Origin of the sequence: Pseudomonas sp. USTB-Z (assembly GCF_019691255.1) — a bacterium.
Lineage (GTDB): Bacteria > Pseudomonadota > Gammaproteobacteria > Pseudomonadales > Pseudomonadaceae > Aquipseudomonas > Aquipseudomonas alloputida.
This window is the reverse complement of sequence record NZ_JAECZP010000007.1, coordinates 21,993-44,344: the sequence shown is the minus strand read 5'-3', so window position 1 is coordinate 44,344 and position 22,352 is coordinate 21,993. Positions and strand designations below refer to the sequence as shown.

Here is a 22,352-nt window from a genome sequence, read left to right as displayed (position 1 = left end):
TTAATGATGGTGTTCAGAAAATTCTCGCATGAATATCTCGAATGTCTTAGGGCCCACGCCTTCGAAGCTCAGCAGCCAGCGCTTGAAATCGTCGCTACTGAGAAAACCAGCTTGCATGTCCTGAAGTTGGCCCTCCCACTTTGAAGCCAGGGTGCAGCCTAGCGCATGGAGACGGCGGGCAGTCGACTGATCGTAACGGGCGTAACCTCCCTGGCCGAGCAAACGGACGAGTGTCGAATGCGAGCAGCGAGCGAGCCTACCCGGTGTATCCGCAGCTTGTTGGTCGACCAGTACTCGATAAGTCTGCACTGCGACGCTTGAGCGAATCCGCTTTCCCATCAGGAAACTGGCGAGCAACCACCTGAACAAACCGTCGGCGCTCGTGACATCAATCCCGAGATCACGAGCTGTGACAGTGCTCACCCCTTGGTTCGACGTGGGTCAGCTGAGCGGGGGTAGGTGCGCTCCTCTTCAATCGTGCCATCTGCTTTGTGAATCTTCACAGAGGCCGTTTTGCCTTCAAAGAAATCCGGCAGCATACTGACCAGTTCCTGCTTCGTCGCAGCTCGTTTCGATGCCCGGTCAGCACCGGCTTTCTTCAACTCCCATCCATCCGAGGTCGGGCTTAGGTGGTAGTTATCCATAGTCTTCCCCTCCTAGCTAAATTGACTGGCCGTCGTCCTGGATATCTTCATCAGCTTCCGCTGCATCTGTGGCGTCAGCGTCATTCAAGGGTGGGGAAGTAGGCTTTTCCGGATCATTGATGAAGGGACGTCGCTTGGCCCCTTCTCTTCGGTGCCCTCGGTCTTCGGTTGCATGGCTAAACCTCCAAGCAAATGGATCGGTGTCCATCACTAAGCGCCTTCAGAAGGCCTCGAGAATTTCCCGACATCAATAGGTTGAGGAACGAACTCAGGGCCTTGGCCAGCCACCCGCCATTTCACTTGGGCAATGCCGTATCGCTCGGCGACGGGACGGCTAACCAGCTTGATTTTCTGCTGACTGAATCGGGGGATGATGCCAACGCCGGCGTCACAACTGGCCCAATGCCAGGCGACAGCGTTGTCCATTTTTTCTAGGCGAATAATGAATGTCCGGTGATTGCCGTGCAGTTCGTATTCGATCACGTACAGTGGAAGTGCTGGCACAAGAATCCCTCCCTAGGTCATGCGCTATTGAGGTACCTCATGGGAGAAAAATTCAGTCGGAAAGACCAAGCGGCAATTCACGCTTCAGCTGAGGTCAATCAGCATCTGGATTAAACATACCTGTCGGGGCTGCTCACACGTAGGCGTTGGAAAAGCGTTGAAAGATCAGAGATTTTCTGCCGTTCGAAAAGCGTAGGTAACCTAGACATGCTCTCCCAAAACATACCGAAGCTTTCTGACGGCGCTGTCCGGGGTCGTCAGCACAGGCCTATCGGTAAGTGCCATGCAGGCGCTGCGGTCGTCATGGAGAACTGAGCAAAGCAGATCACATCAGCATCGGCTACCGAGCCAATCATTTCACTCACCAGTCGATCATGCCTCGCCGTATCGAGCGCCTGCAGCGCTGCCATAGCTTCGGACGCCAAGGCGGACTGGACATTGACCGTCATTTGCCGGAGCTCCGCCGCCGCCATGATTTCCTCTGTAATAGAATCGATTGATGGCGCGAAGGTCGCTAGGAGCGCAATTCGTCCACCCTGATCAAGCGCCTCCTCCAGCATGGCCTCATTGGGCTTCAGCACCGGGATAGATACCGCACCCTTGCATAGATCTATAGCTTCTCCGAACGCCGAGCAGGTGAACAGGATTGCATCTCCGCCGGCATACTGCGCATAGCTCGCAAGACTCATGAAACGCTCCTTGAGCGCTTGCGTGAGCTGCCCTGCGGTACTCAGATCTCTAGGAAGAGAATCCTCAAGGAGATTGCATAGCTCTGCTTCTGGCCAAAGACGGGCGAACGCCTCGTTAATCGGAGCAATCGCCAAAGGCGTTGCGTGGATGAGGAAAATGCGTACTGACCTCCCATGCTAGCCATCATGCCTTCTCCTTGTTTAGCACCCTGAGGACTCCCTCGTCGCCTACGCCGGCACTGACCAATAGGCAGTTCAAGTCGGTCGCAACATGACTGGGCGTTCCATCATTTGAAAGCGTTTGTCCGCTTGGTTGCAGCAGGGATGCGCGAGCCATCGTAAGGGGTCGCCATGCTCCTGAGAATTATCGAGTGGCGAACAAAGCATTCTCGAAACAACAACTCGAAGACGATCCAGCCCTCTGAGCACACCTGGTATGCATCCAATGAATCTGGCACCGCTCAGCTCCCAATGAGCTACCTTGAAGCTTTGTATGCACAGACAGGCGCTCTGCCTTGCCAGCGCCTTTTTTCAACACTGGGGGAGCTATGCCAAAACTGACACTAGGGGATGTGGTTGAGGTCGTTTCTAGAGCTGGAGCGCCGAAAGCCAACAAGGTTTCTGAAATCAAAAACAGGCCACCCTATAGCCCGATCACCGATTTTTACAAGGCACTACGAGAAGGCATCGTTGCCGTCCATGAAAAAGGTGGAGAGAAAAAAGAGCTTGGTTCCATCCTTGCCCGCATCAACGATCAGAAAAAGCTGAGTAATTATCCTCGAGCGATCAAAGGCTACGAAAAGTGGTGGGGCCGGAAGCAGATCGAATGGCATGCGCCTTATGCTGTGAACTACCATGTGGGAGACATCGACATTTCGGTTAAACCCGAACTGGGCCTGATGGTCGATGGAGTGCCTCATTTCGTTAAGCTGTATCTAAAAGACGAAAAGCTGCAAAAGCTAAGGATCGATGTGGTGCTAGCCTTGATGGAGCATTCTCTCAGGCCGGACGCTCCCGAGGGTTGCTGCATGGCTATCCTGGATGTGAGGAATAGCAAACTCTTTGCCGGCCCTGGCCACGCAGACCCAAAGCTACTTTCTATGGTGAATGCGGAGATGGCATACGTCTCGGCCTATTGGGGCCACCTTTGACCGCCCGTTGAGCCATCAAGGGGTAATAAGCTGCCAACCTCGCATCACGCGATCCGGAGAAAACACTCCCTTCGGATCGCATGAAGAAGCATCAGGTCAGCTCGAGACTTTCGCTTGTTTTGCTGCCAAAAGCGCCGCAGTCCATATCTGCTCAGCTAGCCATTCTGCTTCAGCGGGGCTGAGTATCCACGCTACCCATCCAAATTTCATCGTAATCACTCCGTTTTGAAGCAGAATGGATAAATCGTAAATAGCTTCTTTGGCATCGTCGAATTCGACTACCGGATCAGGGTCATGGAACGCCCCGTGCGCAATAAAATCATCTCCAGATACGCTCATAAACATTTGATCGCCACCCGGCTGGGGGCTGGGTATATAAGGGGCAACAAGATTGCTCCAACATGCGAGTCGATTATCAAGCTTGCGTTTCATCTCCAGGGTACTTCGCTGCTTGGCCAAGTGTATAAGTGCGTGACTCAAGCTTGTAGCCACCTGGACGGCTTGAGTTAGCGTATACGCCACTCTGAAATCATGCAGCCACGTATTTATGAGGCCCGAGCGTTCAATCTTTACGATAGCACGGTAATCTTCAGGTACCTCTGGAAAACTGAAAAATGTGGAAACCTTGAATGAAAGCACGGGATTTCGGGGTTTGCTGGCAGTCATAACAATCTCAAAAATTCGCTCTTAACTATACAAACGGTTAATTTTGAAAAACCTTGAGTGATTTTTTGAGAATTTTATGCTTTATTCGCTGACACCCTCAGCGGCTCATCAAACGAATTAAATCACCCGCATAACATCACGGCAAAACAACCTGAAAGCTTAGCAATCTAACGAACCTGAACGCTTTGCCGACATGAAATCTATGAGTACGCTCTAAGCAGACCGTTTAAAACGTGCCTTGACGGATCATTAAAACCACCGAAAAATATCTTAAATTTCCTGATGAGCTATGGGGCACCATGAGATATTTCGTGACGTATATCTGCTTCGACACTTCGGTCGACCACAAGCTGCTTGGCACTCCCGACACCATTGGATATCCCGAGCACCAGATTGTGTCGCCTTTAGAAAACCCTGCGTATGCTGACTGCGTGACAATTAGCGACATCGAAGCGCGATTTGAGCGCCTGAGGAATTACCAAGTCAATCATAACGAAGTCACTTTCCCATGCTGCACAGTTAAAGTGCTCAGGGTCGAGCCGCTGGAAGATAGTTGGTTTGTGAAAGGCTGGGATCAGCCGCAGAGCGCTGCACACGCTTAGGCATAGCGGTATGCCCCGTTTATGTGGGAAACACCGCCTTTGGCATAGGGGCTGAGGATCATGGCCATTCGAATTGAGGGACTCGATCCTGCAAAGTTTTCTCAGGCGAGCGGAGCGCGCAGGCCTCTTGGGCCGGAGGCGTAAGGATGGAAGCCCGTTAGGGCCAGGCCGCACGAACGTGAGGCCTGGTTCACGACAGCCGTCCGCGAATGCGGCACGCGCGAAAGTCAGCGGTGCAGTTTGCTAAACCGCTCTGCCAGGACAGCTGGTGCAATCGGCTGCCAGGTTTCGAATACAGTTGTTTTGTAGAATAGATTGATTCCAATCCCTACGAAAAACGCCTGAACCAAACAAGCAAGGACGAAGGAGTAACGCGTTACATCGCCCGCATACCGTGCAAAACCACTCACAGAGCTATTGTAGCCACCGACTATCGAGTCCAAAGTAAAGAACAACGCCACCCACGCGAGCAAAAAGGCAACTGATGCATAAATGGCGCCATTGACCCAAATGCCGAATTGTGAAGTATACTTCAAGCTTGGCACGTCGATGACGCTACCGCCCGCAGGTTTAACAGCATATACGAAGCCCTTGTTATCAACTTTTTTTCTTGAATTCTGTACCATGCCATAAAATTCATAGTCACGGCCATTTTCAAGCTCTTCAAATATCTTTGTAGGCATCCGAAAATTTGGAATCAGCACATCATCAAGCTTTACAATGACCTGGACGTTATCAGAAAATCTCTGGAAGACCCTGATGTCGTCAAGGCGTCCCGAGAACTTAAGATACTCAAACTTTATCACTTACAGCTCCTTGCTTACTGTCTATATTGCAGGCACAGAGACACCCAGGGCATGACACATTCACGCCCTAGGCTCATTTCAAAAATTGACTCCCGCGATTAGATGTTGGGGTAGCGATTTCCCACTAGGCGCCGGAATTCGTTGAAGCTTCGCCGCCCTCCATCGCGTTGGAATGTGGCGATAGCGTAACGAGAATGGATCGTGATGATCACCCAGAACCTTCCCTCCTTGGCCGTACCGAGGATGTCGGAAGTTTGGATAAGGTGGCCATCAGCGTATCGTCCGTGCGGCCCCTTCTTGGCATGCCCGAACACAACGCCAACCGCGCTGTGCCTACTTATGTGGACATTTACAAGAACCGCAGTGACCTCTTCCTCGAAGCCTTGCCCGACTGCTCGAGCAATGCGAAGAAGGTCGAAATCGGAGTAACGTTTGACATGGAAATCGACTTCAACGTCGTTGTTCTCAGTCATGCTTAATGCTCCCCATTCCCTGCAACTGATGTCGATTTCGAGTTCGAGGTACGACTGCGATACAGCTCCTTCAGCCCAGTCAGGGACTCGACTTTTAGGCCTGGTTCATGGGTGTCGATGTAAACCTCACCGCCCTCAACCTCAAGGATCGATACTGGCACTTCATCCATGCTGAAGCCCATGGAGAGAGACACCAGCTTTTCCATCTTCCAGCCATCGCTTTTGTTCATCCAACCAGGTGTGACCGCTTGGACTTCATGAACAACCAATTTTTCATCTTGAGCCACTAGCAACTCAACGAGCCGGGTCTCGTCATTGAGCATTTCTTCATAGCTCCGGAATTGGCCGTCATAGATACGCTGAACACTGACGTGATACCAGTGCGTAGCAAGAGCTCGGGAAACGCCGTGCCAATGCATCAATCCATCACCAAACATTCCTGGGAAACCGGCGATATCAGCTTGGTGCGAACGGAACATATTTTGACCTCTGAAACAGGCGAGTTCCACGAGTAGCTCGTGACACTTAGAAGATGGAGAAGATGGCTTGCAAGCTGGAAGGCTTGCGATAACCAGGGCCTTTCAAAACGTAGGCTGTATTCCGAGTTACGAACAGGTAACCATCTTCAAGCGAAGTTCCCATGGAGGAGCGTACCCAGTTGCCAGGTTCGAAGCGGCGCTGGTCGTCATGTAGCACATTGTGAGCAAACAGAAACATCGGCTGGCATCCGGCTGCGGTTACTTTCGCTCGCTCCTCGTCAGTAATTATCGCATCGAGAATTACCCAATCCTCAACCACGCAGAGAGGAAACCACTTGAACCGCTGTCGTGCCGCAGTGAGAACCTCTTCGAGAGAAAGCTCGGAGCCAACCAGGGCAACCCCATTTTCGCCCAGCAGCCCATCTTCGAGCCCTCTTTCCATTCGCTGCGTCCCCGCCAACAATTACACATAAATTGACGATCTAAGCCTTGACCGCCACCCATATTACTATAGCTCTTTGCATGGCGGCAGGCAAACGCGGCATACCGTTCGCTTTTGGGGAGCTTGCGATGTCGCTGCGTTATTCCTTTGCAGCATGCCTCCAGTTGCTACGCACTCGTAAAGGGCTGTACCAGGAGGACATCGCCAACGTCGGCGGTTCGGTCTCTCAGCCTTATGTGAGCAAGCTAGAACTCGGAAAGAGTGTGGTGAGTCTCGACACGAGCTATCAGATAGCAGCCGCGTTGAAGGTGGAGCCGATCACCCTCCTAGCTTTAACGGTTGCCTCTCATGATCAAAAAACAGCTAGGGAAATGCTGCTGGCTGCGCTAGCGGAGCTGGATGCCTTGGAGCTGGCAGATGCGAGCCTTCCAACGGCGCCAGCGGAATTAGCCCGCCATGGGACAGATAGCGCCAGGAAGAAATGGGAGGCGGTTCAGGACTTGAAGAAGCGAGGCTTCACCCAAGCCCGGGCGAAGAAAGAGCTGGGCATTCCTGAGTCGACTTTGCGTCGGTTGTGGCACCAGCAATTCGAATGAGCAATCCGTTGAGGAAAGGCACTCGAGAGGCATGATCGTATCGGTTGTAAGCTCATCACAGAACTCGTGAGGTGTATTGCTCCCTAACCCCCTTCCTGACTCACTATTAGCTCAGGTTCACTCCCCATCATAAGCGCACCGAATCTAAAGATTTTACGTCAAAGGCATCAAAGCCTTTTGGGCTTTGGGCAAGGGCAAGGGCAAGGGCAAGGGCAAGGGCAGTCAAAACCTTGAGGGTTTTGACACTAAGCCCAGTGTGTCCACAAAACATATTTATCGTTGACGACCATCCGGTGATTCGCCTGGCCGTCCGTATGCTGCTGGAAAACCAGAACTACAAGATTGTCGGCGAGTCGGACAACGGCGTAGACGCCATGCAAATGATCCGCGAGAGCAACCCCGACCTGGTCATTCTTGACATCAGCATCCCCAAGCTAGACGGCCTGGAGGTGCTGGCCCGCTTTCAGAGCATGGCCCTGCCCTTGAAGGTTCTGGTATTGACTGCACAGTCCCCGGCATTGTTTGCCGTACGTTGCATGCACTCGGGCGCAGCAGGTTATGTCTGCAAGCAGGAAGACTTGAGTGAACTGCTCAGTGCAATCAAGGCCGTACTGGCCGGTTATAACTACTTCCCCAGCCAGGCAATAAAAAACAACCAGACGACCGACAGCGACCTGCAACTTTTCCGCCAGGTAAATGACCGCGAACTGATGGTGCTTCAACTTTTCGCCCAAGGCCGCAGCAACAAGGAAATTGCCAAGGGCATGTTCCTCAGCAGCAAGACTGTCAGTACCTACAAGAAGCGCCTCATGCACAAACTGCAAGTCAATACGCTGGTCGATCTGATCGAGATGGCCAAGCGCAACGCGCTGGTCTGAACGTGGTCATGGCCCGAGCTATCAATCGCCTGCTGCTCGTCCTGCTGCTGCTCAGCGGCGCGACACAGGCTGGCCATCGCGAAGCCGCGTCCTTTACATTACTGGCGCGCTCATCGGCCCGCCCCGTCCAGCCCGTGCTCACGCCCGAACAACGGCAATGGCTCGAAGGCCAGCAGGAACTGGTACTGGGCACGTCGGCCCCCGACTATCCACCGTTCGACATCACCGGTGGCGGCAACGACTACCAGGGCCTGACCGCCGAGTATGCAAGCCTGATCGGCAAGGCCTTGCAGTTGCCAGTGAGGGTGCTGCGTTTCTCCAGCCGGCAGGCGGCGGTGGAGGCGCTCCGGCACGGGGATATTGACCTGCTGGGCAGCGCCAATGGCTACGAAGCGGCCAGTGACGGCCTGGCACTGTCGCGGCCCTATGCCGTCGACCAACCTGTATTGGTAACGCGTGAAGACGAAAAACGGGCGCTGGACATGGACCTTGCCGGCATGCGCCTGGGTATGCTCTACCACTATTTGCCTAGACAAGAAGTACTCACCGCCTACCCCAAGGCCGAGCTGCTGGCCTTTGGTTCTTCCAGTCAGGCACTGAATGCTGTCGCATTCGGCCAGGCCGACGTGTTCATCGGCGACACCATCTCCACGCACTACCAGCTCAACCGTGGTCATCTGCCCCGCCTGCGCATGGCCAACTTCGGCAAACACGAGGCCATCGGCTTCGGTTTTGCCTTGCGTCAGCAAGATACCGTGCTGCTGGACCTGGTGAACACCATCCTGGACAGGCAAAGCCCGGCCATACGCTCCAGTATCTTCAAACGCTGGAGCGCCGGCAGCGACCTGTTGCTGAGCGATCGCCAACTGCAATTGAGCGCGGCCGAGCAGCAGTGGTTGCAGAAGCATCCCGTGATGCGCGTGGCAGCCGATGACGCGGCTGCACCACTGTCCTATTTCGATGATTCGGGGCATTTCCGAGGCATCACCGCCGACCTGCTGGAACTCATTCGCCTGCGCACCGGGTTGCGTTTCGAAGTGCAGCGCGCCAGTGGCATTGCCGACATGGTCGCCCGCCTCAAGGATGGCCGGGCCGATGTCATCGCCGCACTGGCCAGCGCCGGGAAACCAGGGGACGACCTGCAAATCAGCCGCCCCTACCTCGAAAGCGCCTATGTGCTGGTCAACCACAAGGACAACAACACACTGAGTTCACTGGAGCAGTTGCAGGGGCATCGCATCGCCATTACCCGGGACAGCACCATGAACGCCATGCTGTCCCGGGACTACCCAAAGATAAGCTGGGTCGAGACCGAAAGCGCGTTCTACTCCATGGCGTTGCTCAACAGCGGGGCCGTCGATGCGGTGATCACCACCCTGATCGACGCCAACCACGCCTTGGCCAGCAACCCCGAGCTGGTCATCCGCACCTCGGTCGGCAGCGAACCCGCCAACTTCGCCATGGCCACCATTGCCCCGTCACCGGCGCTGTTGTCTATCCTCGACAAGGCTTTGCTGAGTATCTCACCCGAGGAGCTGGGGGTAATCAACAACCGCTGGCGCGGCTTTGGCAGGCATGAGGATGACAACACCAAAGGCTACAGCCGCCTTGCCCTGCAGGTGGTGCTGGCCACGGTCGTGCTTTTATTGCTGGCCCTGCTCTGGAATGCCCGCCTGCGGCTGCAGATTCGCCAGCGCCAGTGCGCCGAACGCGCGCTGAACGACCAGTTGGCATTCATGCGCGCCCTGCTCAACGGTACGCCCCACCCCATGTATGTGCGCGACCGCGAGGGTTGCCTGAAAAGTTGCAACTACAGCTACCTTGAAGCCGTGCAGGCCCGCTCCGATCAGGTGATCGGCAGAAAACTCAACGACAGCCTGTTTGCCGATTCCGAGCAGGCTCGGCAGATCCAGGCTGATTACCAGAAGGTCATGGCGGCAGGCTCGCCGCTGATCAAGGACCGCCCACTACGGATCAAAGGCCGGGAATTGACTATCTACCACTGGATCTTGCCGTACCGCGACTCCCTGGGTGAGGTGCAGGGGATCATCGGCGGCTGGATCGACATCAGCGAACGCCGCCAACTGGTCATGGAGCTGCGCCAGGCCAAGCAGCAGGCCGACGATGCCAACCGCGCCAAGAGCACATTCCTGGCGACCATCAGCCACGAAATCCGCACCCCGATGAACGCCGTCATCGGCATGCTGGAGCTGGCGGTCAAGCGCGCCGACCAGGGCCGGGTGGACCGCAGCGCGCTGGAACTGGCACACCATTCGGCCAAAGACCTGCTAGGCCTGATCGGTGACATTCTCGACATCGTGCGCATCGAGTCCGGGCACTTGTCCCTGGCCCCGGAGGTGGTCGACCTGGCGGCGCTGGTCGAATCGGTGGCGCGCATTTTCGATGGCCAGGCGCGGCAAAAAGGCCTGGCCCTGGAGGTGCAGATCGCCCCGGCCGCACGCTGCCATGTCCTGCTTGACCCGCTGCGCTTCAAGCAGGTGCTGTCCAACCTGGTGAGCAATGCCATCAAGTTCACCGAGCATGGTCAGGTGCGCATCTGCGTCAGCCTGCTGGATGACGGTACCAGCACACCCGCCGTACTGGAGCTGGAGGTGCGCGACAGTGGCATCGGCATCCACCCCGACGACCTGCAGCGCCTGTTCAACCCGTTCATCCAGGCCAACCCGCACAGCCAGGGCGCCCGCGCAGGTACCGGGCTGGGCCTGGCCATCTGCCGCAACCTGTGCGAAATGATGGGCGGCAGCCTGTCCATGAAGAGCCTGGAGGATGTCGGTACCCAGGTGCGCCTGAAGATGCCGCTGCAACGGGTGGATGGCGCAGAGCAGCCGAAACCGCTGCCCGAGCAGCTCGACGTGCCCGACCCACGGCTGAACGTGCTGGTCATCGATGATCACCCGGCCAACCTGCAACTGATGGCGCAACAACTTGGCTACCTGGGCCTGGAGCACGCCAGCGCCCGCGATGGGCGGGAAGGCCTGGCGACCTGGCGGGAAGGCGACTTCGATGTGCTGGTACTCGACTGCAACATGCCGCACATGAACGGTTACCAGCTGGCGACTGCCGTGCGCGCCGAAGAACGCCATGGCAAGCGCCCCCCCTGCACCATCCTCGGCTATACCGCCAACGCACAGCCGGAAGTACGCCGCAAGTGCCTGACCGCCGGCATGGACGACTGCCTGCTCAAGCCCATCAGCCTGAGCACCCTCAGCCAGCGCCTGGCTGGCATTCGCCCGCGCCGCCAGCAACGCCCCCGCCGCAAGCTGTACCAGCTGGACGGCCTGGCCGCCGTGGTCGGGCCTGACCCGGTCGATCGTCAGCGCTTCCTGGAGGCCCTGCACCAGAGCCTTCAGGCCGATCTGGCCAGCCTGATGGCGCTTCACCCGCAACACGACAGCGGCGCCATTGCCGAGCAGGCCCATAAGGTGCTCAGCGCCGCACGCATGCTGGAAGCCCCTGACCTGATGGCGGCCTGTGAAGCCCTCGAAGCCAGCGACTTGCCCACTGCCCAGGTGCGCCTGCGGCGCCAGGTACTGGCACGGCATATGTGCCGAGTGGAGCGTGCCCTGGCCAAGGAGTTGGCCACAAGCAGAGATACTCAGGCAGGCAACCACACGTGTTAACTGGTAGACTGCGCGGCGTTATTACCTAAGAGGATTGTTTCATGGCCACAAACCGCTCCCGTCGTCTGCGCAAGAAGCTGTGTGTCGACGAGTTTCAGGAATTGGGCTTCGAGCTGAACCTGGAATTCAAGGAAGATCTGGATGACCAGGCAATCGATGCTTTCCTCGACGCGTTCCTGGAAGAAGCCATGGACGCCAACGGCCTGGATTATGTAGGCGGTGACGATTTCGGCCTGGTGTGCTCGGTCAAACGCGGCTCGGTCAGCGAAGAACAGCGCGCTGCCGTTGAAGCCTGGCTCAAAGGCCGCAGCGAACTGACCAAAATCGAAGTCAGCCCGCTGCTGGATGCCTGGTACCCGGAAAAGCCTATCAACAAGGCTGAGTGATACTTGTCAGCTTCGAGCTGAAAGGTTGATTGCTGAAAAGGCCACCCCATTCGGGTGGCCTTTTTATTGGCGATGCTTTTCCGTCGAACGTGACGCATCGCGGCTGCGCTTGGGGCATAATGCGTAGTGTTTACGTCGTGGGGCCATCATCTCTTACAGCCCCAAAGCCCTTTTCCCTCGCCGCAGGGTATTCACTCGCTATGATCAAAACGCTTCGTCCCCTCATACTTGCCGGCCTGCTGTTGCCACTTGCCTTGCCCAGCCACGCCGCCGTCAATACCACCCTGCCTGCCAAAGTGCAGCAGGCGCTCAAGGCCAACAAGCTGCAGGACACAGCACTGTCGCTGGTGATGCTGCCGCTGGACGGCCCCGGCACCCCGACCGTGTTCAATGCCGATGTGTCGGTGAACCCGGCCTCGACCATGAAATTGGTCACGACCTACGCCGCCCTCGAACTGCTTGGCCCGACCTTCCAGTGGAAAACCGAGTTCTACACCGACGGCACCCTGAGCAACGGTGTGCTTAACGGTAACCTGTACCTTAAAGGTGGCGGTGACCCCAAACTGAACATGGAAAAGCTGTGGCTGCTGATGCGTGACCTGCGCGCCAATGGCGTGCGCACCGTCACCGGTGACCTGGTGCTGGACCGCAGCCATTTCGTGCAACCCAACCTGCCGCAGTTCAACGACGACGGCGGTGATGAAAACAAGCCGTTCCTGGTCAAGCCCGACTCGCTGCTGGTCAACCTCAAGGCCCTGCGCTTCGTGGCGCGCAATGATGGTGGCAAGGTCACCGTCGCAGTCGAGCCGCCGATTGCCAATATCCGTATCGACAACCAGGTCAAGCCGGTAGCCTCGAAGAAATGCACCGGTGATGTGCGCTACAACCCGGTGCCCCAGGCCGACGGCATCAGTGTCACGGTCAGCGGCCAACTGGGTGACGGCTGCAACTCGCAAACCTACCTGTCGCTGCTCGACCATTCCACCTACGCCGCCGGTGCCGTGCGCGCAATCTGGAACGAACTGGGTGGCAACATCCAGGGTGGCGACCGCATCGAGAATGTGCCCAAGAGTGCTCGCCTGTTGGCCCGCGCCTTCTCGCCAGACCTGGTGGAAGTGATCCGCGACATCAACAAGTACAGCAACAACACCATGGCCCAGCAGCTGTTCCTGAGCCTTGGCGCGCAGTTCCGCACCGATGCCGATGGTGACGACGCCCGTGCTGCCCAGCGCGTGGTACGCCAATGGCTGGCGAAAAAGGGTATTACTGCGCCGCATCTGGTGATGGAAAACGGCTCTGGCCTGTCGCGTGCCGAACGGGTCAGTACCCGGGAAATGGCCGAGATGCTGAAAGCCGCCTGGAAGAGCCCTTACGCTGCCGAATTCATGAGCTCGATGCCGCTGGTGGGCATGGACGGCACGATGCGCAAGCGTCTCAAGCGCACCGCGATGACCGGTGAAGGGCACATCAAGACCGGCACACTGAACACGGTGCGGGCGATTGCCGGCTTCAGCCGCGACAGCAACGGCCATACCTGGGCGGTGGCGGCGATTCTCAACGACCCTAAACCGTGGGGTGCCTCGCAGGTGCTGGATCAGGTGTTGCTTGACCTGTATCGCCAGCCGAAGCTGGCTGGCAGTACAGCAGCTAATTGATTGGTTAGCCTGTATTGGCCTTTTCGCGGGTGAACCCGCTCCTACAGGGGTGAGCACGGCTTACCAAACCTGTGCAACCTGTAGGAGCGGTTTTCGCCGCGAAAGGCTCGGTACCGGCAACCGACAGCACTTAGGCCGACTCCCCCTCCACCCGGTCCCGCCCGGCCTGTTTGGCCGCATACACGCCGGCGTCGGCGCGCAACAGCAAGGCATCAGCGCCTTCGCCCGACCGCCAACCCGCCACCCCAAAGCTTGCAGTCACCTGGCCCACGCCTTCCACCGGCACATTGCGCACCCCTTGCCACAACTCCAGCGCCAGCAACCGCGCCTGATCGACATCGCTGCCCGGGCAAAGCACCATGAACTCTTCCCCGCCCAAGCGGCAAAACACATCGGTACGCCGTAAACGCTGACCGATGCGCTGGCACAGGCTACGCAGCACCCGGTCGCCGACGGCATGGCCGAAGCGGTCGTTGATGCGCTTGAAGTGATCGATGTCGAGCATGATCACCGCCAGCGCCAAGCCATCGCGCTGGGCCCGTTCCAGTTCGATCTTGAGCCGCTCCTGGAAGTAGCGACGATTATGGATACCGGTCAGGGAGTCTGTGACCGACAGCGCCCGCAACTCTTCCTCCACGCCCTTCAGGTCGGAGATGTCAGTCAGGTAGCCATGCCACAGCGTGCAGCCCTGCTCGCCCACTTCCGGGGTCGCCTCGCCACGCACCCAGCGCAGTCCGGCCCGGGGCAGGCAGACCCGATACTCCTCGCGCCAGGGTGACAGGTGTTCGGCCGAATAGCGCACCGAGCGGCGCACGCGCTCCAGGTCATCGGGGTGGATACGTTCGAACACCCCCGAGGCATCCTCACGCAATTGCATGAGGTCGACCTCATAAATGTCATACAGGCCCATGCTGGCATAGGGAAAACACGAATGGCCGTTGGCATCCAGGCGATATTGGTAGATGCCGCCCGGCACCTCGGCACTGAGCTTTTCCAGCAACCGGTCACGCGCTGCCAACGCCTCATGCACCCGCCGCCGCTCGGTCACGTCAATGCAGATGGCCAGGTAGCCAACCCACAACCCCTGTTCGTCGAGCATGGCAGTCACCAGCATGTTGGCGACCAGCTGGCTGCCATCGGACCGTAGCAAGGTCCACTCGCCAGGCTCGGCCCCGTGCTCCTGTACCGTTTCAGCGAACATCGCCTGGCCCCCAGCAATGGCGCGGCCAAAACGCAAGCTCAAGGCATGGGCACGCAGGTTCAGCTCCTCCGGCAGCACCAGGTCTTCAAGGCGCAAGCGGCCGATCGCTTCGCTGGCCGCGTAACCGAGCATGCGTTCGGCACCGGCGTTGAACGTGCTGACCACCCCCTTGAGGTTGGTGGCGATGATCGCCACCTGGGTTGCGGCATCTAGCACACTGCGCAGTTGGTTGTGGGTGCCACGTAACGACTGCTCGCTGACCTGCAACTCGGCCGTACGCTGAGCGACCAAGGCCAGGGCGCGCTGACGCTGGCTCAACAGGCTGTAGAGCAGCACGCTGAGCAACAGGCTCAACAGCCCGCCCAACAAACCGACCGCCAGCACTGCCGAGGAGCGGTTCGCCTGCACGAACGCCTGGCTCGGCTGAATGCTCAGCTGGAAATAGTGATCGGCCAGGCGCAACAACTGATTGCTGGCCAGGGCCAAAGGCGCGACCTGATTTTGCGAATCGAACATCACGACGGGGCCTTCTAACCCAGACGGGTCCGTGATGCGCACGACAAGGTTGTCATCAGTCGCTACCGGCCGACCGTCGCTGACCAGCTCGCGCATGCTCAGCAAGGCCACCACATAACCCGCTGCAGCACCGCGGGGGTCGGCATCGGAAAATACCGGCGCGACCATCAACAGGCCGCGCTCTGCCGAGTGGGTATCGAGCAGGGCCAATGGCTCGGACACCGCCATGCTGCCTGGCCCCAACGCCCGCGCCAAGGCCGCCTGAGGCTCGCTTCGGCCAGCGAGGTCCAGGCCGTAGGGCAACCCGGGCAGTTCGCCCGATTGGGTATAGAGTACCGGGAAGTAATGGTCGCGCTGCGACGCCGGGCGCCACTGGCCTTGCGCGTCCTTGTCCCGGATCACGTAGCCTGGGCCGGTATGGGCACTGGCCAGGCGCTCGAATTCGGCGCGTTGCGTAGCCTCGACGCGCGGCGCCCAGGCATAGGCCAGGGTGCGCTGCAGCAGTGGCCGGGCATAGCCGTCAAATTCGCGCGGGCTGATGTCGTTGGAAAAGCTGAAAAACCGCCGCAGCCCGTCCAGGCGCTGCTGCTGTTCGTCAAAGCGCTCGGCAATACGGCTGGCGCGCTCACTGGCCAGCAGCTCAAAGCGCTGGCGCAGCTGCTGTTTGTAGAAGGTGTGCGCGGCAAATGCCAAGGCGGCGGTCAACAAGCCGCCCGCCACCAGTGCAATCAGCGCCATCGCCCAGGCGGACGCCCTCTCTGTGCACAAGCCAAGCAACCGCGCACGCACGCCACACTTTGACATACACCCATCTCGTCACGTCAGCGTCCTGCGGATTATCTTGCCCTGCCCTCAGTTATAGCTATTGGCCATTAGCCGTGCAATGTACCTCGTCGCCTCAACGAAGCTGCAAACGCCAGGCGCGATGGATACGGTTATTACGCGCGAAGTCCGGGTCCAGGGTCTGCGCGCTGATTTCTTCCACCACGTAACGCGCCATCAGGTGCTCGTCCAGCTGGAACTTGCGGAAGTTGTTGGAGAAATACAGCACACCACCCGGCGCCAGACGGGCCATGGCCAGGTCCAACAGCTGAACATGGTCACGCTGCACGTCGAATACACCTTCCATGCGCTTGGAGTTGGAGAAGGTTGGCGGGTCGATGAAGATCAGGTCGTAGCTGTCACGGTTGCCTTCCAGCCAAGCCATTACATCGCTTTGCTCCAGGCGGTTGCGCTCGGAATAGCCATTGAGTGCCAGGTTACGCCGCGCCCAGTCCAGGTAGGTTTTTGACAGGTCGACGCTGGTGGTGCTGCGCGCACCGCCCTTGGCCGCGTGCACGGTGGCCGTCGCGGTGTAGCAGAACAGGTTGAGGAAGCGCTTGCCGGCAGCCTCACGCTGGATGCGCATACGCATCGGGCGGTGGTCGAGGAACAGCCCGGTATCCAGGTAGTCGGTGAGGTTGACCAGCAGCTTGACGCCACCTTCGTTCACTTCCTGGAAGCGGCCCTCGGTAGCCTGACGTTCGTACTGGCGCGTGCCGCTTTGCCGCTCGCGACGTTTGAGCACTACACGCTGCGGCGAAATGCCCAACGCCTGCGGGATGGCCGCCAGTGCATCGAGCAGACGCGCCTGAGCCTTGTCCGGGTCGACCGAACGTGGCGCGGCGTATTCCTGCACGTGTACCCAGTCCTGGTACAGGTCGACCGCCAGGGCATATTCAGGCATGTCGGCATCGTACAGGCGGTAGCAGTCGATCTGCTCGCGACGGGCCCACTTGCCCAGTTGCTTGAGGTTCTTCTGCAGGCGGTTGGCAAACATCTGCGCCCCTTCCGACAGCCGAGCGGGCTCGCTGGCCTGCGGCACCTGCTGGCGGGCTTCGGTGCCTTCAGGCTGCGCTTCGCGGCGTTCACCGGTGACGAACTGGTCAGGCTGCACCTTGAACAGCAGCAGCTTGCATGGCAATGCGCCGTTCCAGAACGCGTACTGCTTGTGGCTACGAATGCCCATGCGCTTGCCCAGTTGCGGCGCACCCGTGAATACCGCTGCTTCCCAGCCCATGCAGGCCTGGCGCAGGCGCTCGCCCAGATTCTGATAGAGGTACAGCAGGCTGGCTTCGTCACCCAGGCGCTCACCGTAGGGCGGGTTGCTGATGACCAGGCCTTTCTGGTTCTGGTCCGGGCGTGGCTCGAATGTACTGACTTCGCCTTGGTAGATCTTCACCCAGTCGCCCAAGCCGGCACGCTCGACGTTGTTGCGGCCCGGCTGGATCAGCCGCGGGTCAGCCTCGTAGCCACGGATCCACAGCGGTGGCTTGGCCAGGCCGGCCTGCGCGCGCGCCTGCGCTTCGTCATGCACCTTGCGCCACAGCGCCGGCACATGGCCGAGCCAGGCACTGAAGCCCCAGCGTTCGCGCTTGAGGTTGGGGGCGATATCGGCGGCGATCATCGCGGCCTCGACCAGGAAGGTACCCACACCGCACATCGGGTCGGCCAGCGCACCACCTTCGGCAGCAATACGCGGCCAGCCAGCACGGATCAGCACCGCTGCCGCCAGGTTTTCCTTCAGCGGCGCGGCGCCTTGCTGCAGGCGGTAGCCACGCTGGTGCAGGCTGTGCCCGGACAGGTCGAGGGACAAAATGGCCTCGCCGCGGTCCAGGCGCAGGTGCACACGCACGTCTGGGTCGATCTTTTCCACGGACGGGCGCAGGCCTTCGCGGTTACGCAGCTTGTCGACGATCGCATCCTTGACCTTCAGCGCACCGAAGTGAGTATTGTCGATGCCTGAGCCATGGCCGCTGAACTCCACAGCCAGGGTGCCGTCGGCTGCCAGGTGGTCAGCCCAGTCGACCGCGTGCACGCCGTCGTAAAGGTCGTCGGCGTTCTTCATCGAGAAGCGCTTGAGCACCAGCAATACGCGGTTGGCCAGACGTGACCAGACACACAGGCGGTAAGCAGTTTCCATGTCGGCGGCGCCGCGAATGGCCGAGGTGTGCTCGCGCACCTCGTCAAGGCCGAGGCCCTTGGCCTCTTCGGCGAGCAGGCTTTCAAGGCCTTTGGGACAGGTGAGGTAAAGTTCGAAACGGTCCGACATGAGTATTCCAGCGCCTTGGGCTATTTGACTGACGGGGCGACGCATCGCCCCGCGATGTTTGCCCGTACACCTTTCCAGCAGGCGTGCGGGTGGCCCTCTGCGACACACAACGTGCTGCAGAAAAGCCGGGCCGCCTGACCGATCCGTGCTTGGCCCAGTGGCAAAGACAGCTTAGATCATCAGGCAGTACGCGTAATTCTGGCGATCTGCGGGCCAATGTGACCCTTCGTCGCATTTCAAATTATTTCTGTCATCCGCAAACAACGCTGGCGAAATGACGTCAAAGAACGGCAAACCCCGATCATTGCAGGGCTAAACACCAAATAAGGTTGAGTCGCATTTATTTACTTATCCCCTCACCCTTGGAAAGGTTACGTGCTTATGACAAATCGATCATTCACACCGTGACTCGCATTCGATAGAACTGGTCTCAGGCCGCTTCGCAACGAGGCGGCACTTTCAGCTCGCCACGCCGGCAGCGAGCGCAAACCGGCAGAACGACTCTGCCCGGCCTCGGAGAGGCCGACGGGACATTACAGTCAACAAGTGAGGGCAACACCCTATGAGAAGACTTAAGCGTGATCCGTTGGAAAGAGCATATTCACGTGGCTACCAATACGGGGTCACCGGCAAATCCCGCGAACTTTGCCCCTTCAATCTTCCTTCTGTTCGCCAAGCCTGGATCAACGGCTGGCGTGAAGGTCGCGGTGATAACTGGGACGGAATGACTGGCACCGCTGGCATCCATAGACTCAACGAAAATCACGCCGTTGGCTGAACGAGGACACTGAATTCGATTTACCATGCACGCCCCATCCGGGCGGCGGGCTAAGGCCCAGGGGCCCCTCGAAGGGGCCCTTTTTTATGCCTTGGCAAACCTCATCAGCTGTACCCACACTATCCCTGCAAGAGCGGGCTGGCCCGCGAATCGGCCCATCAGGTCACCGCGGCATTGCCGCGATAGCATCCACCGCTTCGCGAATCAGCGCCGGCCCTTTGTAGATGAAGCCCGAGTAAATCTGCACCAGGCTCGCCCCGGCCGCGATCTTCTCGGCAGCATGGCGGCCTTCGGTAATGCCACCGGCGGCAATGATCGGCAACTTGCCGCCCAGCTCACCTGCCAGCACCTTGACGATGTGGGTGCTCTTCTCCCGCACCGGTGCGCCCGACAGGCCGCCCGCCTCGCCACCGTACGGCAATGCTTCGACACCTTCACGGCCCAGCGTGGTGTTGGTGGCGATCACCGCATCCATGCCCGACGCCATCAGCGCGGCGGCCACCAGCACCGTTTCTTCGTCGCTCATGTCCGGTGCGATCTTGATTGCCAGGGGCACGCGCTTGCCATGTGCACCGGCCAGTTGCTCGCGTCGCTCGGCCAGGGCGTCGAGCAACTGCTTGAGCGAGTCGCCGAACTGCAGGCTGCGCAGGCCCGGGGTGTTGGGCGAGCTGACATTGACCGTGATGTAGCTGGCGGCGGTGTAGACCTTGTCCAGGCAGATCAGGTAGTCATCGACGGCACGTTCGACCGGGGTATCGAAGTTCTTGCCGATGTTGATGCCCAGCACCCCCTTGTAGCGCGAGGCGCGTACGCGGTCGAGCAGGTGATCAACGCCCAGGTTGTTGAAGCCCATGCGGTTGATGATGGCCGTGGCTTCCGGCAGGCGGAACAACCGTGGCTTGGGGTTGCCTGGCTGCGGACGCGGGGTGACAGTGCCGATTTCGACAAAGCCGAAGCCCAGCTGGGCGAAGCCGTCGATGGCCGCGCCGTTCTTGTCCAGGCCAGCTGCCAGCCCCACCGGATTGGCGAAGTTCAAGCCCATGACCGAAACCGGCAATGACGCCGGTTGCTTGCACAGCATGCCGTTGAGGCCCATACGGCCACCGGCGCCGATCAGGTCCAGGGACAGGTCGTGGGAAGTTTCCGGGGAAAGCTTGAACAGCAGCTGGCGGGCCAGGGTATACATGGGCGGGCAAGGCTCAGGGTGAGTGAGGGGGCGATTATAGCCAGCGTGGGGCTGGCAGGACAGCAAATCGTGGAGCGCTTGGCACATCGGTTGCACCTGTTCAGCCCACAGCCTTATCAGTAAGGGCGAGGATTCTTGTGAACACTGTACCCCGAGCAACGCCCCTGGCCTGGGTCAACGGCAGCGACGCGCCGGAAAAAACCAGCCTGAACATCGGCTACATGGCCCTGACCGACTGCGCCTCGGTCGTGGTCGCCGCCACCCAGGGCTTCGCCCAGCAGCACGGCCTTACCCTCAACCTCAAGCGCCAGGGCTCGTGGGCCGGGCTGCGCGACAAGCTGGTCAGCGGCGAACTGGACGCCGCGCATTGCCTGTATGGCCTGGTCTACGCCGTGCACCTGGGCATTGGCGGCGTACCCGCCAGCGACATGGCCGTGCTCATGGGCCTGAACCAGAACGCCCAAGCTATCAACCTGTCCCCTGCCCTGCAGCGCAAGGGCGTGACCAACCCTGAGGCACTGGCGCGCCTGGTGCACCAGCATGGCGCACGCCTGACGTTCGCCCAGACCTTCCCCACCGGCACCCACGCCATGTGGTTGTATTACTGGCTGGCCAGCCAGGGCATCCACCCGCTGCGCGACGTCGACAGCGTCGTGGTGCCACCGGCGCAGATGGCTGCACACCTCCAGGCCGGGCGCATTGACGGCTTCTGCGTTGGTGAGCCCTGGGCCGCCGACGCGGTGGCCAAAGGCCAAGGCTTCACCTTGGCCACCAGCCAGTCGATCTGGCCGGATCACCCGGAAAAGGTCCTGGCCTGCGCCCGCGTCTTTGCCGAGCAATACCCCAACAGCGCCCGCGCGTTGATCAAGGCGATCCTCACCGCCAGCCGGTTCATCGAACAAAGCCCGGAAAACCGCCGCAGCACCGCGCAACTGCTCAGCGCAAGTGCCTATCTGGACACCCCGCTGGACAGCATAGCCCCCCGCCTGCTCGGCCATTATGAGGATGGCCTGGGCAACCAGTGGCAAGACCCACACGCGCTGCGCCTGTTCGACCAAGGCCGGGCCAACCTGCCCTACCTGTCCGACGGTATGTGGTTCATGACCCAGTTCCGCCGCTGGGGCCTGCTGCGCGAAGACCCCGACTACCTCGGCGTGGCCCGGCAAGTCCAGCAACTGCAGTTGTACAGCGAGGCCGCACAGACCCTGGGCATCGCTTGCCCAGACCAACCGATGCGCAGCAGCCTGCTGATCGATGGTTCCCGCTGGGACGGCAGCGACCCCTTCGGCTATGCCCGCAGTTTCAGCTTGCATGCCTTGGGCGACTTGCCCGATGCCCGCGTCGGCGCGTGAGGGGGACGAACATGTTGCGCATCCTGCTGATCGACGACACCCAGAGCAAGCTCGGCCGCCTCAGGGCGGCCTTGAGTGAGGCCGGCTTCGAGATCATCGAAGCCCCAGACCTGACCATCGACCTGCCCGCCTGCGTCGAAACGGTGCGCCCGGACGTGGTGCTGATCGACACCGACTCACCAGACCGCGATGTAATGGAACAGGTAGTGCTGGTGAGCCGTGACCAGCCGCGGCCCATCGTGTTGTTCACCGACGAGCACGACCCCGGGATGATGCGCCAGGCGATCCAGGCAGGGGTCAGCGCCTATATCGTCGAGGGTATCCATGCTGCGCGGCTGCAGCCGATCCTGGACGTGGCCATGGCCCGCTTCGAAAGCGACCAGGCACTGAAGGCGCAGCTGCTGGCGCGCGACCAGCAACTGGCCGAACGCAAGCGCATCGAGCAGGCCAAGGGTTTGCTGATGAAGATGAAGGATTGCAACGAAGAGCAGGCCTATACCCTGATGCGTCGCCAGGCCATGAGCCGGCAGCAGAAGCTGATCCAGGTGGCCGAACAGATCATTGCCATGCATGAGATGCTCGGCTGATGCGCTGAAAATCTCAAGCCAGCCCCACC

The 22,352-nt window shown here is 59.4% G+C and carries 22 protein-coding genes; 10 read left to right on the top strand and 12 right to left on the bottom strand.

All coding sequences use genetic code 11. From position 1 onward, the window contains the following. The 4 genes from I8746_RS27530 to I8746_RS10230 all read right to left on the bottom strand — a co-directional run bounded on the left by I8746_RS27530 (nt 1) and on the right by I8746_RS10230 (nt 1,837). The gene (locus I8746_RS27530; protein ID WP_409078007.1) at nt 1-423 is read right to left on the bottom strand and encodes a DNA methylase; all 423 of its coding nucleotides are present in this window, start codon (nt 421-423) and stop codon (nt 1-3) included. Further along, the gene (locus tag I8746_RS10240) at nt 420-644 is read right to left on the bottom strand and encodes a DUF2188 domain-containing protein (protein WP_064615203.1); all 225 of its coding nucleotides are present in this window, start codon (nt 642-644) and stop codon (nt 420-422) included. Before I8746_RS10240 ends, I8746_RS27530 begins: the two co-directional genes overlap by 4 nt. A 210-nt stretch (nt 645-854) precedes the next feature. Beyond that, on the bottom strand, nt 855-1,148 hold the full coding sequence (locus I8746_RS10235; RefSeq protein ID WP_221100599.1) for a DUF6555 family protein: 294 nt from the start codon (nt 1,146-1,148) through the stop codon (nt 855-857). 257 nt (nt 1,149-1,405) lie between these two features. Beyond that, a complete protein-coding gene (locus I8746_RS10230) occupies nt 1,406-1,837 on the bottom strand; it encodes an aspartate/glutamate racemase family protein (RefSeq protein ID WP_259674115.1) in 432 nt (143 codons plus the stop codon). A 548-nt stretch (nt 1,838-2,385) separates the two neighbouring features. Here I8746_RS10230 and I8746_RS10225 point away from each other — a divergent pair. After that, nucleotides 2,386-2,988, top strand: coding sequence for a hypothetical protein (locus I8746_RS10225; RefSeq protein WP_221100598.1), 603 nt, complete (start codon nt 2,386-2,388; stop codon nt 2,986-2,988). A gap of 96 nt (nt 2,989-3,084) precedes the next feature. Here the strand turns inward: I8746_RS10225 and I8746_RS10220 are convergent, their stop codons facing one another. Then, the gene (locus I8746_RS10220) at nt 3,085-3,654 is read right to left on the bottom strand and encodes a hypothetical protein (protein WP_221100597.1); all 570 of its coding nucleotides are present in this window, start codon (nt 3,652-3,654) and stop codon (nt 3,085-3,087) included. A 311-nt stretch (nt 3,655-3,965) separates the two neighbouring features. Here I8746_RS10220 and I8746_RS10215 point away from each other — a divergent pair, with 311 nt between their 5' ends. Then, nucleotides 3,966-4,256 carry a hypothetical protein gene (locus tag I8746_RS10215; RefSeq protein ID WP_221100596.1) on the top strand — a complete coding sequence of 97 codons (291 nt, stop codon included), beginning with the start codon at nt 3,966-3,968 and terminating at the stop codon, nt 4,254-4,256. Between the two features lie 227 nt (nt 4,257-4,483). Here the strand turns inward: I8746_RS10215 and I8746_RS10210 are convergent, their stop codons facing one another. From I8746_RS10210 to I8746_RS10195, 4 genes are all read right to left on the bottom strand, one after another. Further along, entirely contained in the window at nt 4,484-5,062 is a 579-nt protein-coding gene (locus I8746_RS10210; protein WP_221100595.1) for a hypothetical protein, read from the bottom strand. A gap of 98 nt (nt 5,063-5,160) precedes the next feature. Then, complete coding sequence (locus tag I8746_RS10205; RefSeq protein WP_221100594.1) at nt 5,161-5,535, bottom strand: hypothetical protein; 375 nt, start codon at nt 5,533-5,535, stop codon at nt 5,161-5,163. A 2-nt stretch (nt 5,536-5,537) separates the two neighbouring features. After that, nucleotides 5,538-6,014, bottom strand: a complete 477-nt coding sequence (locus tag I8746_RS10200) for a hypothetical protein (protein ID WP_221100682.1) — start codon at nt 6,012-6,014, stop codon at nt 5,538-5,540. A gap of 46 nt (nt 6,015-6,060) precedes the next feature. After that, nucleotides 6,061-6,456 (bottom strand): DUF6957 family protein, encoded by a 396-nt coding sequence (locus tag I8746_RS10195; protein WP_221100593.1) that lies wholly within the window; start codon nt 6,454-6,456, stop codon nt 6,061-6,063. 47 nt (nt 6,457-6,503) lie between these two features. On the opposite strand from I8746_RS10195, the gene I8746_RS10190 reads away from it, so the two are divergent. The 5 genes from I8746_RS10190 to dacB all read left to right on the top strand — a co-directional run bounded on the left by I8746_RS10190 (nt 6,504) and on the right by dacB (nt 13,612). Beyond that, a complete protein-coding gene (locus I8746_RS10190; RefSeq protein ID WP_259674114.1) occupies nt 6,504-7,052 on the top strand; it encodes a helix-turn-helix domain-containing protein in 549 nt (182 codons plus the stop codon). A 254-nt stretch (nt 7,053-7,306) separates the two neighbouring features. Next, complete coding sequence (locus I8746_RS10185; protein ID WP_221100592.1) at nt 7,307-7,930, top strand: response regulator transcription factor; 624 nt, start codon at nt 7,307-7,309, stop codon at nt 7,928-7,930. An 8-nt stretch (nt 7,931-7,938) separates the two neighbouring features. Next, nucleotides 7,939-11,571, top strand: a complete 3,633-nt coding sequence (locus tag I8746_RS10180; RefSeq protein ID WP_012053181.1) for an ATP-binding protein — start codon at nt 7,939-7,941, stop codon at nt 11,569-11,571. Between the two features lie 41 nt (nt 11,572-11,612). Further along, nucleotides 11,613-11,957, top strand: a complete 345-nt coding sequence (locus I8746_RS10175) for a YggL family protein (protein WP_003248695.1) — start codon at nt 11,613-11,615, stop codon at nt 11,955-11,957. Nucleotides 11,958-12,157: 200 nt separating this feature from the next. Next, on the top strand, nt 12,158-13,612 hold the full coding sequence (gene dacB, locus I8746_RS10170) for a D-alanyl-D-alanine carboxypeptidase/D-alanyl-D-alanine-endopeptidase (RefSeq protein WP_221100591.1): 1,455 nt from the start codon (nt 12,158-12,160) through the stop codon (nt 13,610-13,612). 130 nt (nt 13,613-13,742) lie between these two features. On the opposite strand, the gene I8746_RS10165 is transcribed toward dacB, so the two are convergent. Both I8746_RS10165 and rlmKL read right to left on the bottom strand, forming a co-directional pair. After that, nucleotides 13,743-16,133 (bottom strand): GGDEF domain-containing protein, encoded by a 2,391-nt coding sequence (locus tag I8746_RS10165; RefSeq protein WP_221100590.1) that lies wholly within the window; start codon nt 16,131-16,133, stop codon nt 13,743-13,745. A gap of 94 nt (nt 16,134-16,227) precedes the next feature. Beyond that, nucleotides 16,228-18,420 carry a bifunctional 23S rRNA (guanine(2069)-N(7))-methyltransferase RlmK/23S rRNA (guanine(2445)-N(2))-methyltransferase RlmL gene (gene rlmKL / locus I8746_RS10160; RefSeq protein ID WP_012053184.1) on the bottom strand — a complete coding sequence of 731 codons (2,193 nt, stop codon included), beginning with the start codon at nt 18,418-18,420 and terminating at the stop codon, nt 16,228-16,230. A 562-nt stretch (nt 18,421-18,982) separates the two neighbouring features. Between rlmKL and rmf the strand changes: the two genes are divergently transcribed. Beyond that, entirely contained in the window at nt 18,983-19,198 is a 216-nt protein-coding gene (rmf, locus tag I8746_RS10155; RefSeq protein ID WP_003248687.1) for a ribosome modulation factor, read from the top strand. A 163-nt stretch (nt 19,199-19,361) separates the two neighbouring features. Here the strand turns inward: rmf and I8746_RS10150 are convergent, their stop codons facing one another. Continuing rightward, entirely contained in the window at nt 19,362-20,384 is a 1,023-nt protein-coding gene (locus I8746_RS10150) for a quinone-dependent dihydroorotate dehydrogenase (RefSeq protein WP_221100589.1), read from the bottom strand. Between the two features lie 137 nt (nt 20,385-20,521). Between I8746_RS10150 and I8746_RS10145 the strand changes: the two genes are divergently transcribed. Next, entirely contained in the window at nt 20,522-21,736 is a 1,215-nt protein-coding gene (locus I8746_RS10145) for a CmpA/NrtA family ABC transporter substrate-binding protein (RefSeq protein WP_014753960.1), read from the top strand. 11 nt (nt 21,737-21,747) lie between these two features. Continuing rightward, nucleotides 21,748-22,323: an ANTAR domain-containing response regulator gene (locus I8746_RS10140; RefSeq protein ID WP_003248677.1), complete on the top strand. Its 576-nt coding sequence runs from the start codon at nt 21,748-21,750 to the stop codon at nt 22,321-22,323. Nucleotides 22,324-22,352: the final 29 nt, after the last annotated feature.

Coding starts and splice junctions, on each gene's coding strand:
- I8746_RS10240 (WP_064615203.1), bottom strand. CDS start 644: ATGGATAACTACCACCTAAGCCCGACCTCGGATGGATGGGAGTTGAAG.
- I8746_RS10230 (WP_259674115.1), bottom strand. CDS start 1,837: ATGAGTCTTGCGAGCTATGCGCAGTATGCCGGCGGAGATGCAATCCTG.
- I8746_RS10225 (WP_221100598.1), top strand. CDS start 2,386: ATGCCAAAACTGACACTAGGGGATGTGGTTGAGGTCGTTTCTAGAGCT.
- I8746_RS10220 (WP_221100597.1), bottom strand. CDS start 3,654: ATGACTGCCAGCAAACCCCGAAATCCCGTGCTTTCATTCAAGGTTTCC.
- I8746_RS10205 (WP_221100594.1), bottom strand. CDS start 5,535: ATGACTGAGAACAACGACGTTGAAGTCGATTTCCATGTCAAACGTTAC.
- I8746_RS10200 (WP_221100682.1), bottom strand. CDS start 6,014: ATGTTCCGTTCGCACCAAGCTGATATCGCCGGTTTCCCAGGAATGTTT.
- I8746_RS10195 (WP_221100593.1), bottom strand. CDS start 6,456: ATGGAAAGAGGGCTCGAAGATGGGCTGCTGGGCGAAAATGGGGTTGCC.
- I8746_RS10180 (WP_012053181.1), top strand. CDS start 7,939: ATGGCCCGAGCTATCAATCGCCTGCTGCTCGTCCTGCTGCTGCTCAGC.
- I8746_RS10175 (WP_003248695.1), top strand. CDS start 11,613: ATGGCCACAAACCGCTCCCGTCGTCTGCGCAAGAAGCTGTGTGTCGAC.
- dacB (WP_221100591.1), top strand. CDS start 12,158: ATGATCAAAACGCTTCGTCCCCTCATACTTGCCGGCCTGCTGTTGCCA.
- I8746_RS10165 (WP_221100590.1), bottom strand. CDS start 16,133: ATGTCAAAGTGTGGCGTGCGTGCGCGGTTGCTTGGCTTGTGCACAGAG.
- rlmKL (WP_012053184.1), bottom strand. CDS start 18,420: ATGTCGGACCGTTTCGAACTTTACCTCACCTGTCCCAAAGGCCTTGAA.
- rmf (WP_003248687.1), top strand. CDS start 18,983: ATGAGAAGACTTAAGCGTGATCCGTTGGAAAGAGCATATTCACGTGGC.
- I8746_RS10150 (WP_221100589.1), bottom strand. CDS start 20,384: ATGTATACCCTGGCCCGCCAGCTGCTGTTCAAGCTTTCCCCGGAAACT.
- I8746_RS10140 (WP_003248677.1), top strand. CDS start 21,748: ATGTTGCGCATCCTGCTGATCGACGACACCCAGAGCAAGCTCGGCCGC.